Source organism: Bacillus sp. CIS52 (genome assembly GCF_053545315.1).
On record NZ_JBIUFR010000001.1, the window covers coordinates 223,777 to 237,190 of the forward strand.

Below are 13,414 nucleotides of genomic sequence, written 5' to 3' on the forward strand. Positions count from 1 at the left end.
CCACTCCTCTCTATTTAAATGCTTTCCAGAACATTTTCTTGGCAGGAAGCTCTTGTTTCTTCACCGGTGCATCAGGTTCTTTTACGAGACCCTTACGTCTTAATGACGGTGCCGGCAGCGGCTTTCTTTTCAGTCGAGTATCTTTTTCTTCCCAAGCTTCCAAAATGATGTGGGCGTTCGTTCCGCCGTCGGCAAAGCAGTTGATGGCCGCAGACGGTCTGGCTGCATCCCATTCGCCGGCTGTTTTATCAAAATACAAATCGGTCTTTGTTATATCAAAATGCGGCATCGGTTCATCCCCTGAGAGAAACGGAACCGTTTGTCTGTGTTTCAGCATTAATACGACTTTTATGAAGCTTGCGATCCCTTCTGCACAAAGCGGGTGCCCGATGTTCGGCTTGATTGATCCGATGCCGAGCGGAACATGCTGACCTGAGCGGTATACGGATTGAATCGCCTTCAGCTCAAGTAAATCAGTCACAGCGGAACCCGATCCGTTCGCTTCGATATAAGTGATATCCTCCGGCTTCTTACCGCTTTTTAAAAGCGCGCTTTGCATAACGTCTTTTTGCGCCTGAACATTAGGGGCTGACGGCCCTGCCGTTCTGCCGTCATTATTCATGGCGGCGGCCTTAATGACTGCGTGTATCGTGTCGCCGTCTTTTTGCGCCTGGCTTACCGTTTTTAACAGCACCATGCCCACGCCTTCTCCGAGGACAACGCCGCCTGAACGCTTATCAAACACATGAAATACCGGTTTTTCGTTTAACAGCCCGCGCTCTTGGAACATCCGGTGCGCCGCATCCGTGTTCAGCATACTGACACCGCCGACTACCGCTATTTTGATATCGCCGCTTCTCAGTGCCTGTACGGCCATATTCATTCCTGTCAAAGCCGATGAACAAGCCGTATCAAGCACGATGCTCGGCCCCCGCAGGTCAAAAAATTGCGAAACGTTTGCAGCTAAATAGTTCTGCCCGCCCGCAACGATCGGATTGCGGGCATTCGCAAGGCTTTCAGGATCAGGCTGATGCTGGCTGCGGCCTCCGATATACACACCGGCTTCTATACCCTTGATTTCATCACGGGTATAGCCGGCATGGCACCAAAGCCTTACGCTTTCTTCCAGCACCGCCAATGCCTGAGGATCCATCGCTTTCGCGTCGTTTTCCGGTATGAAAAAGAAATCGGAATCAAAGTGATCCATATGTTCAATCAAGCCCGCAACATACTGATTTTCGTAACCGAATCGTTCGGCCGGCACGGAGCCGATCGCGGACCTGCCGTTTCTCAGCAAATCCCAATATTGTTCTAACGATTCCGCTCCCGGAAAGCGGCAGCTCATTCCGACGACGGCAATGTCTTCATTTTCGGCATATCGGTTTTGTTCAGCTTGAACGGTTTGCACATTGGCGGGAACCGCGGTTTCTGTATCAGATTCCTTCCTTGTGAGCAGCGGCTGACTGTTGGATACAAGCCATTCGGCAAACGCGTCAATCGTCGGATGTTCATATAAAACAGACGGATCTAAGTCCTTTTTGAGCGCTTGATTCATTTGCTGTAAAAGCTGCGCTAAAATGATCGAATCAACCCCGTAATCCTGAAACGGTTCGTCTGTTTCCAGTTCATCCGGAACGATTTTCAGCTCATCAGAAAACAGTTTTACAAGCCATGCCTTCGTATCAAAAAGAAGGTCTGAGTCTGATTGTTTTTCCTCGATTTGACCGTTTATTTCTGCTTCAGCCTCTTTTTGTTTTTTCTTTTGACTGAGCAGCCTGTCAGGATGCCATCCGCTTCGATCAACGATGGCCGGCAGAACGGCCGGGCGGATGTTTTCAGACAAAATGCGGTCCAGCAAGTCAATCCCTTCCGCATTCGTCAGTCCTAAAAGTCCGGTCTGCTTCAGGCTTTCTGTGCGGACTTCACCCAATCCGGTTTCCTTCCAATTCGGCCATTGAATGCTGACCATCGGATATTGATGCTGATGAGCAGCCGCGAAATAATCCATGTACGCATTTGCCATCGCATAATCCGACTGCCCCGCGGCAAGCGCCGGAACGACAGCAGATACGGAAGAAAATAAGACGAAGAATCGCAAAGGATCATTTGTAAAAAGGCTGCTTAAAGTTTGAAGCCCGGCGACTTTCGGTTCCAGCACTTCTTGTATGTCGTCAGCAGTCTTTCTGATAAACGCCGGATTTACTGAATTAACGGAGCCTGCACAGTGAATGACCCCGCCGATCGGTCCCATCGTGCGCCGGATCGTTTCAATTTCCGCTGCCGCCGCATCACGGTCAGACAATTTCAGACTGATGACCGCTACTTGCACACCTTTTGCTTCTAGCGCTTCAATCGCCCGTATTTTCTCTTTCAGCCGTGTATTCACAGCTGACCGTTCATGGCGGGGAGGAATCGGCTCCCTGCCTGTCAGCACCACTTTTTTCACGCCGTGTTTTTCTGTGAAATGGCGTGCGCATAAAAGACCGAGTCCTCTCGTCCCTCCGGTAATGAAAAGCACATGATCTTCCGGGAACGGTGTGGGCTGTTGTTCTGACCGCTCCCATTTTGGAATCTCCCTGAATACAGCGCGGTATCTCTGTCCGTTTCGGAGGCAGACTTCCGGTTCTGTGCTGTCCGCTGAAAATTCATCCGCAATCTGTTTGGCAAGTGTCTGCTGATTTGTATCTGTATCGGCATCCATGTGTCTTGACGTCACGTTTTGATACTCACTTTGCAGCATTCTGTACAGGCCGCTTTTTGCCGCTCCTGCGAGATGAATCGTTTTCTGCTGAAACGGCTCCAAGCCTTTTGTTACATACAGCAGGGTCAGCGGCCGCGCTTGACGGCGGCTCGTATCAATCAGAGTCTGGAGCCGGCTGATCCCTTCCAGTGAAAGGTCTTCGTCTCCGCAGCCCGTCAGATCGATTGCGCCATCTATGCGGCTCCAATCGGCAGCTGACGTGTCAGCCGAATCGATCGGGAGAATGAACGAGTCATCGAAATGCTTTGCAGTCTCTTCGGCAAGTCCCCTTGTCCTTGCATCAGCCAGAATCATGACCTTCTGAACGCTTTTTTCATCGGCAGACTTGATCTCACACGGAACCCACTGCTTTTCTAAAAGTACAGCTTCGCGCCGGTCTTCCGTTTCCTCCGATGCAGATTTCACTTGAGGCAGCCAGTACGGCTCCTTGGCAAACGGGTAAGCCGGCAGACTGATTCTGCGTGGTTTTTCGCCTTGATAGAGTCTGTTCCAGTCCACGTGAAGCCCTTTTGCCCACAATTCCGCTATATTGCCGTATTTTTTCTTATCGAACCATGACCTGACAAGCTGCTTCATATCATCGTCCGTTTCAAATGCTTTGATTTCTTTTTTTGCCGTTTTGATGTGGGCTTCATATATCCCTTCACCCGTATTGCTGTATACAAAATCGGTTAAACGGCTGATCAGTTCTTCTCTCGAACCGGCTGTAACCGCAAGACGGTAGTCCATTGCGTCACGCCCGGTTTGAAGCGTGTACGCCATATCTGAAAGATGGATATCCTGATTGGCTTTTGCAAATTCGATCATCGACTCGGCATAGGCTTTTAGCTGCCGCGCTTTTTTCGCCGACAGTACAAAAATGTTTGTCTCATCAGGTTTTCGGCTGTCCCGGTCTTTCGGCTGGTACTCTTCAATGACGAGATGAGCGTTTGTGCCGCTGTAGCCGAATGAGCTGACACAGGCCCGCCGCGGTGCTCCGCCTGTTTCCCAAGGTTTGAGTTCGGTATTGACAAATAAAGGCGAGTCATCGAAATCAAAATGTTCATTCGGCGTGCTGAAATGAAGACTCGGCACAAGCTTTTGATGCTTCATCGACAGCAGAACTTTCTGGACGCTTGCTACGCCTGCCGCCGCCGATGTATGTCCGATATTCGATTTAACCGAACCGATGGCGCAAAATTGTTTTCGGTCCGTTTTTTCCTTAAATACAGAAGATAAAGCTTCTAATTCAATCGGATCCCCCTGCTTTGTGCCGGTGCCGTGCATTTCCGCATAGGTAATGCTCTCAGGGTGGATGTTGTGCGTTTCATACACTTGGCGCTCTAAATCCATTTGGCTTTTCGCGCTCGGGGCGGTAATGCCGTTTGTTTTTCCGTCCTGGTTAATTCCGGACCCGATAATGACTCCGTAAATATGGTCTTGATCGGCTTCCGCATCTTTCAGCCTCTTCAGAACGAGCGCCCCCGCGCCTTCGCCAGGCACAAATCCGTTTGCGCTGTTATCAAATGCTTTGCATTGGCCATCAGGAGACAGCATTCCGGCTTCACACATGCTGATATATGATTCAGGCGTTATATACAAGGTGACGCCGCCGACAAGCGCCATGTCAATTTCATGATTCAACAGCGCCTGACGCGCCAAATGAGTCCCGACAAGAGACGATGAGCATGCAGTATCGATCGGAATCGCCGGCCCTTTCAAGTTGAGATAATACGCCAGGCGGGCCGCCGCGATGCTGAAACTGTTGCCCGTTGCGCTTCCTCCTGTCTGATGTTTATTTAACATCATGCCGTATTCATTGTTCATAATCCCTAAATAAACGCCGCAATTTTTCCCGCTTAATTCTTTTGAGCTATAGCCCGCATCTTCAAAGGCTTTAAAGCCTTCCTGTAAAAATATCCGGTGCTGCGGGTCCATAAGTTCAGCTTCAGACGGAGAAATATTAAAAAACAACGGATCAAATTCTTCAATGCCGTCAAGCATACCGATTGATTTGCAGTATACTTTGCCCTTCTTGTTTAAGGCCGGATCATAGTATTGGTTTACATCCCAGCGGGAAAGCGGGATATCGCGAATGGCGTTTTTCGCACGGGCTAAGTTGTCCCAATATGTCTTTAGGTCCGGCGCATCCGGGTACTTGCCCGACATGCCGACGATGGCTATCGCGTCTGATATCTCGTCTTTAGGCTCCCGTTTGGCCTGCACCGGTTCAGGTTCTTTTTGAACCGTTAATCTCTCCGGCTCGGCAGATGTTTTCTCCTGCGGGGCATGTCGCTGCGTAAGCGGCTTTGGACGGACGGGAACCGCCTGTTTTTTTCTGCCGCGGACGGACGGCTGCGTGCGCAGAAAATCGGCAAATTGACGGATGGTCGGATAATCATACACTTTCGTTACGTTACAGTCCGTGCCGTACCGTTTATTGACGGCTTTTATCCATTCAAGACCGGTAATCGAATCCATGCCCAGGTCAATAAAGGCCTCATCAATATCTACTTCATGCCGTTCCATGTACAATACATCAGCAAGTGCTTTCGATAACTCGTCATGCACCGCTTCAATCGGTTCTTCCGGTTCCGCGGAAGCTGCCGTTTCAGACATCGCCTCGAGAATAGCCGCTTCTGCCTGTATCACCGGCTGCTTATGAGCGGTTAAAGGCTGCAGAAGTATGTTGGACGGTTTGTTCACGGCCTCCGTTTTCTGCGGTTCGGTTACTTCCTCAAGGATCGGTTCTGTCCCGAGCTCTTTTTGCAAGAAGGCCGCAAACTGGCTGATGGTCGGATAATCATATACTTTCGTCACCGTAAGAGACGTGCCGTACGTTTTATTAACCGCCTTTATCCATTCAAGACCAGTGATTGAATCCATACCGATATCAATAAAAGTGTCGTCTGCGTCGATATCGCCGGGATCCATATATAAAACGTCCGCCAAACTTTCCGTTAATTCGGCACTTACTTTTTCAACGGAAACCGCCGGACGGTCAGCAGGCTGTGCCGTTCTTTTTGATTCCGTGCAGCTCAAAGGCTGCAATGTAATGTTGGACGGTTTTTCTTTCGAAGCCTCCTCGCAAAGAGGTGCTGCTTCAATGACCGGTTCCGGAGCGGCCGCCGGTGCGATCGGTGCAGGCTTTATTTCGGCCGGTTTTTTGACAGCTGCACCAGCTGATGTGTCGATCCAATAACGGTCTTTTGCAAACGGGTAAGCCGGGAGACTGATTTTTTGCGGTCTGCCCATTTGATACAGCTTATCCCAATTGAGCGGAAGGCCCTTTACCCAAAGCTCTAGTACCTTTGCGGCTTTGCCTTTTTCAAGCCATGCCTCAATGGTTTTTTCCATGTCCTCATCAGCCGCAAACAGCGCCATCGTGTCTTTATTCTGTCTGACTTGTCCGCGGTAGAGCTGATCAATTGAATCTTTGCCGCCCGTAAATCCGTCAAGTTTTTCTTCAAGCTCGCGCAAATTGCTGACAATCAGACCGAGACGCTCTTCCATCGCTTCACGGCCGGTTTGAAGCGTATAGGCGATCCGGCCCAGATCCGCTTCCTTGTAACACCCGCTCCGCAGTGCATCAAGAAGCCGTTTCGCCCGTTCTTGAAGCCGTTTCTCATTTTTTGCGGAAAGGACGATCATCGACGGATGAGGTGCGGCAAAAGCCGTCTCTTTATCCTCATCAGCGGTATATTCTTCGATGACGATGTGAGCGTTGACGCCGCCGGCTCCGAAAGAGGAAAGCCCCGCGGTTCTCGGCAGTTCCTTATCATTTATGACCGGTCTTTTCCACTCTTCAAGCGTCTGCTGCACTTTAAACGGCGTACTTAGAAAATCAATATTCGGGTTAAGCGTCCGGGAATGCAGGGACGGCGCAAGCTTCTTGTATTTCATTTGCAGCAGCACCTTCGTCAGCCCCGCGATGCCTGCTGCGCTTTCACAGTGCCCGATATTGGATTTTGCTGAGCCGATGGCGCAAAACTGTTTATCTTGTGTTTGTTCTGAAAAGACTTTTGTCAGACCTGTGATTTCAATCGGATCGCCGAGTGAAGTTCCAGTGCCGTGGGCTTCGATGTAGCTGACCGCCCTCGGATCGGTTCCCGCGTCTTTTAACGCCTGTTTGATAACCGCGGCTTGGGCGTTCGGATTCGGGACGGAATACCCGTTTGTTTTTCCATCATGGTTCACGGCCGTTCCTTTGATCAGGCCGTAAATATGATCACCGTCCGCTTTCGCTTTAGAAAGCGGCTTGAGGAGTACGGCGCCCACTCCTTCACCGGGCACATAACCGTCTCCGCCTTCGCCGAAACTTTCACATCTCCCTTTGCTTGATAAAAATCTGTTCTGGCCGAGCATCAAATATTTATTCGGATGGATGGATACATTGACGCCCCCGGCAAATGCCGCCTCGCATTCCCCGTTCCGCAAGCTTTGACACGCCAGGTGAATGGCTGTTAAAGAAGAAGAGCACATCGTATCAAGAGCCATACTCGGACCGTTAAAACCGAATACATAGGAAGCCCGGTTCGCGATGGATGACGGATTTCCGGTCAAGGCGAGCGATTTTCCGCGCGCCTGTTCTTCGGCTCCGTAAAGCTGGTATTCCTCATACATGACGCCGACGTAAACACCGACATTGGCGCCCTGCAGGTCACCCGATTTTCCGGTCAGCTTTTTGCGCGTATAACCGGCATCCTCCATCGTTTCGTAGACACATTGCAGAAATAACCGCTCCTGCGGATCCATCAATTTTGCATCCCGGGGCGAAATAGAGAAGAATTGCGGATCAAATTTGTCCACGTCTTTCAAAAATCCTCCCCATTTTCCGTACGTCTTGCCTTCTTGATCTTTATCAGCATCGTAATAAAGGCTGTGATCCCAGCGATCGTTTGGAATTTCCGTTATGCAGTCAACGCCTTCACTTAAGTTCTTCCAAAATTCCTGGAGATTTTCGGCCTGCGGATATCGTCCTGATATACCGATAATCGCGATATCTTCACGCTCCGGCACTGGATTTTCCCGCGTGTCTGTACGGACTTGCGCAAAGCCTTTTTTGCCTTCACTGCGATAGGATACAGGCTTTTCTTCTGTTTTCTCCGGCAGATCCGGTTTGGCTGCAGGCGTTTCCTCCGTTTTCATCCCGGTTACTTCCAGCAGCGTGCCGCGGTGAGCTTTCATAAAATATTGCGCCAGCGATTCAATATTCTGGTACTCAAAAAACAATGTTTTTGATAATGAACCGAAGCTCTTTTCCAGCCGTCCCGTCAAATGCATAATCATAATCGAATCAATTCCGTAATCTTCCATAGGCGCCTTGGCGTCAATGCTGCCGACAGGAAGTTTGGTTACTTCCGAAAGCACCTGTTTCAAGAAATGCTCCGTTTTTTCCGCAAGCATGTTCTCTCCGCCTGATGAAAAGCCTGCCGATACTTCTGGTTCGCTTTCCGTTTCTTCTTGATCATCCGCTGATTTTTTCAGAAACGCCCGGATTTTTGCGGCGTAGCCTTCCGTCACCATGATCTGGGATGTCTTTGCCGCCCACCCGCGGTACAAAGCTTGAATGCCGTTTTCTGTTTTCATAGGGACCATGCCGCTTTCTTTTGTCAGCATGGCTTCCGTTTCGGCGTCAACCGTCATCCCGCCGTCTTTCCAAAGCGGCCAGCAGATTGAAAGAGTGTGTCCATGGCGTTCATTTCGGGCCTTTTGCCGGTTTCTTTTTTCACTGAAGGCGTTCATAAACGCATTGGCCATCGCATAATCTGCTTGGCCCGCGCTTCCGGCGCTTCCCGCTCCGGAAGAGAAAAGAATCAGAAAATCAAGTTCTATGTCCTTACATGCTTCATCAAGATGAACCAGCCCGGAGACTTTCGGCGCCAGTACATCACGGAGTTCATCTTTGTTCTTTTTCAGAATATAGTTGTCTTTTATCGTTCCGGCGCTGTGAATGATACCGTTTAAGCCGCCGTACTGCCGGCAGATGTCCGCTGTGAGCGATTGAACTTCTTGTTTATCTGTCATGTCCGTTTGTTTGTACACGGCTTGTGCGCCAAGGTCGGACAGCTCTTGCAGCTGGGCTTTTTTACGGTTATCCAACAGAGAACGCCCCGTTAAAATAAGAACGGCGCCTTTTGCATGCCGGGCGATTTCTTTGGCGAACAAAAATCCGAGACCGCCTGCACCGCCAGTGATCAGATAAACACCTTTATCCTTCCACGGCTTTTCGGCGCCGAACTGTTCAAGACCCGATTCCTGCCATTGTGCCGTATAGCGCCTGCCGTTTTCATAGCGAATATGCTTGTCGTCAGGGTGAGCGCTGCATTCTTTTACATATCGTGACAGCGTGTCTGCCTTGACGTCCGGCTCCGCTTCAATCAGCTGGCCGGTCAGGTTCGGGTTTTCAAGCGCCGCTGTTTTCAAAAGCCCCGTTAAGCCGCAAAGGAGCTGCGTATCCGCTTCTTGAGGCACGACAATCTGAATAAGCTCGCGCCCGCCGGAATTTGAAGCGATGATTTTCTTCACTTCTTCAAAAGCCTGAACTGCACAGGCTTCAAACCGTTCGTCTTCACTCTTATGCTGATCACGGAGCACGTGACAGCTGAAGTCTGTCTGTATGCTGTTCATTTGATCCGTAAACCGGTCAGATATCATCACGTGACGGGTTTTGAAATGGACTGGCGCTTTTTCATGTACAGCGGCCTTCTCTTCCCATACGTGCTCAAAAAATAGTGTATCTGTTTTATCCGTTTCAATTTCCCGTGCGGAATAACCAGTCATTTTCACACATACATTGCCTTGTTCGTCACATATATCAATATCCAGCTTCTGGACGGCATCTTCAGGCTTGCTATCGCCGCTGTACGCAATGGAAACCCACATATTGCTTTTACAGCTTTTCAGCACATCAATCTGCTCCAAAGCAAACGGCAGCATCGGCCTTATGTCAGTTTCGTCTCTATCAAACATCAACCCGATTGTCGCGTGGAATGCCGCATCCAAGAGGCTCGGATGGAGGACAAACTGATCTTTTGTATGAGAAACAGATGACGGGAGTGAGAGTTTCGCAAGCACTTCGCTGTCTTTTGCATAGATTGCCGTGACCGCTTTGTGAGCATCCCCGTATTCAATCCCCATCTGTTTATAAGCTTGATAGCAAGCGTCAGGTGTGATCAGACGGCGTGACTCTCTTAATTTGTCAATCTCGATTTTGGCCGGTTCGCCCGCCCGGACAAACGCCGCGCTTCCTTGCGCATAGAGAACGGGCTCTTGTTCCGCGGAAGCCGATTCACTGTAAACCGTGAATCCCATCTCCCCATTTTCTTCGTCATAAAGACGGAGATACAATTCTGCGGACTCATCCGCCGCTGTAAACGGACGTATCCATACGACATGCTTCAGGCGGACTGTTCCTTCTTCTTTCGTTTCTGCCGCGTGTTCAACGGCTGCCCGGACCATTTCCAGATAAGCCGCGCCCGGTAACGTCCGCTCGTTTTTGACGACGTGATCTTTGAGGAAAAATTCTCCGCCGCTAAAAGAGGACCGAAAACGGACGCCTGACATGTTTGATACATTTTCATGCAGGAGCGGGTGCAGCATGCCTGCATTTTTTTGCGGTAACGAATCTTTTTTTTCCGCCTCGGGCACCCAATACCGTGTTTTTTCAAACGGATATGTCGGCAGGCTGATCCGATTCGGTTTGTTTTCACCGTATAAGAGATTCCAATCCATCGTTCCTCCGCCGGCCCACTTCTCAGCAATCATCTCCAGACTTCCGGAAGAAAGCCATTTATGTATCAAGTCAGGAGCAAGCTCTGCCTGTTTCGTTTTATCAGCTCTGTTCCGCCAGCATCCGCCGGCCGTTTGACCCGCCAGAAAACCTCCCAGCCGTTCTTTAAGCTGTGTTATATTCTGTGCGGTGAAAACAACCCGCTCCTCCATTTGCTCACGGCCGACCTGAAGTGTATATGCCGCATCCTCAAGCGGCACGCCGGGATGAATAAATGCAGACAGCTTCGCAACATACGCTTTAAGCCGTTCTTCGTTTCGGGCAGAAACCGGGAAAATGAATGTCTGTTCTTCCGCAGGTTCAGCATTTGATCTGTGTGATTCTTCCGGAATAAATTCTTCCAGAATGAGATGCACATTTGAACCTGTCGCCCCGAAAGAACTGATCCCGGCACGCCGCGGATATACTGTTTCGTTTCCGTCTTCCGTCACGGAAGGCTGCTGCCATGCTTCTGTTTGATGCTGGACATAAAACGGTGATTGTTCAAAATCTAAATACGGATTCAGCTCCTCGGAATGCAGAGACGGCACCAGCGTTTTATAGTGAAGCTGCAGGGCGACCTTGCTTAAGCCGCTGATGCCCGCCGCCGATTCAGCATGGCCGATATTGGACTTCACTGATCCGATGGCACAGAACTGTTTGTCCTGTGTGTACTGGCGGAACGCCTTGACAAGGCCTTGAACCTCAATCGGATCGCCGAGAGACGTTCCGGTCCCGTGCGCCTCAATATAACTGACCGTGCGCGGATCGATTCCCGCTTTATCCAGGCATTCCTCAATTAAATCGGCCTGTGCGACCGGGCTCGGCACAGAAATCCCGCTTACTGTTCCCACGTGATTGACGGCACTGCCCTTTATCACCGCATAAATCCGGTCTCCGTCTTTTACCGCCTCCCGCAGCGGTTTTAATAAAACGGCACCGATTCCTTCAGCCGGTACATAGCCGTCTCCGTCTTTCCCGAATGTATGACAAACCCCGTCTGTTGAAAACATGTCCCATAAACCGTATGTCAGATATTTATTCGGATGCAGTGACAAGTTGACGCCTCCGGCAACCGCCGATTCACATTCCCCGCGCCGAATGCTCTCCACAGCAAGGTGAACCGCAGTCAGCGAAGATGAACAGACCGTATCGACCGCCATGCTCGGCCCGTGAAAATTACAAAAATATGAAACTCTGTTTGCGATCTGCGCATAATTAAGAGACAGCGGGAATACATGATCTTCAGAAGAAGCCTGAGCTCCGACCAACGTATAGTCCTTGTGCATCACCCCGGCAAAGACGCCGACGCGCTGTCTCTTATTTTGTCCGCGCGCCTCCGCGAGCGACTTCGGCGTATATCCGGCATCCTCAATCGTTTCCCAGCATGTTTGTAAAAACAGCCGTTCCTGAGGGTCCATTGTTTCAGCTTCCCGCGGCGTAATCCGGAAAAATTGAGGATCAAAGCAATCCGGATCATCAATAAATCCGCCCCATTTTGAAATGCTCTTTCCCGAAGGCGACTTTACATTTTCAAATCGGCGCCAGTCCCAGCGAGACTCCGGAATTTCGGTGACACAGTTTTTTCCTTCTTTCAGGTTTTCCCAGAATTCGTGAATATTTTCGGCTTGCGGATAGCGGCCGGCCATCCCGATAATGGCGATATCTTCATCTTGCGGCACACTGCTTTTCCGCCTTTTTTCTGTTTGCGGCTGCTTCTCCATTTTTGCCTGAGGTGCGCTGAAATGGCTCCCGTGCTGCTCAGTCAGGAAAGCCGCAAGCTCTGCTGCCGTCGTATATTCAAACAGCAAAGTCGGAGAAAGGGTTTCGCCGATTTTTTCGCTGATCGTTTCGACGACGTCAAGCAGTCCGGACGATGTCAGCCCCATTTCATAGTAGCCGACTTGAGAATCAATCTGTTCAAGCGGCTTGCCGATTTTTTCCGCCATCAGATTCATGACATACCGTTCTGCTTCCTCATGCCGGTGTCCGCCTTCAAGCGATGCCGCAACTTCCGGTAAACCGGCTTTTTCAGGAGACTTCTCAGCAGTCTTTCGTTCTGTATTGATCAGCTCGGCATCCCGCACGAGCTTGCTTGTGAAATCTTTCAGCTCGGCTACTTTCCGGCCGGATGCGTTAAAAAACTCCAGTGTAATGTAAATGAGCTCCTTTTCCTGCCGGAGCGACGAACGTTTGATTCTCGTGATGCATCCGGCCTGCAAAGGTTCGGAAGCTGTAAAAGATTCATAGAAAAGAGGCAGAAACAGCCTCTTTTCCCCATTTAACAGCGATGAAATTAATAGGTTTGCGCCGACGCCGCTTCCGTCAAGAAGGGTCGGATGGAACAAAAACCCTCCGGCCTGTCCCATCGCGTCTTTTCCGAGCGATAAATCAAAGGTGACCCCGTCCCGCTCCTCAAACACTTCTCCTTCTGCTTTCATATATCCGCTGTGAACCAATTCCTGGATTCTGCATTGTGCATACAGCTCATTTAAATCGATGGTGCGTTCCGCCTCGCGTTTGACAGAGTCAAGATCAAGCGTGTCACTGAATACTGCGGGGGCCGTCTCATGCATTTCCGCTTTGACGTAAATACGTTCGTCCGGCTGTACTCGTCCGCCGCTGACCTCAGCCCCTTTTGCGGTCAGTTTCCAGCGCCCTTCTTTTACCTTTGTACATTCAACCGTAAGCTTGACGGCGCTGTTTTCTTTCGCAATAAGCGGCTGATATATGGATAAATGGCGCAGCTGAAGCCCGTCATATGAATACCCGCGCTCTTTGAAAATCTGATAAAACATATCAATATAAGCCAATCCCGGAAGGACTTTTTGTCCGTAAACGTCATGATGTAAAATAAACGGATTTTTCAGCGATAAAGTGATTTGCTTATTGAAGTTCTTCAC

Annotated in this window: 1 protein-coding gene; it reads right to left on the bottom strand. The window is 50.1% G+C overall.

What is annotated here, in order from left to right; translation table 11 throughout:
• Nucleotides 1-10 precede the first annotated feature (10 nt).
• Nucleotides 11-13,414, bottom strand: a complete 13,404-nt coding sequence (locus ACH32G_RS00710) for an SDR family NAD(P)-dependent oxidoreductase (RefSeq protein WP_448813895.1) — start codon at nt 13,412-13,414, stop codon at nt 11-13.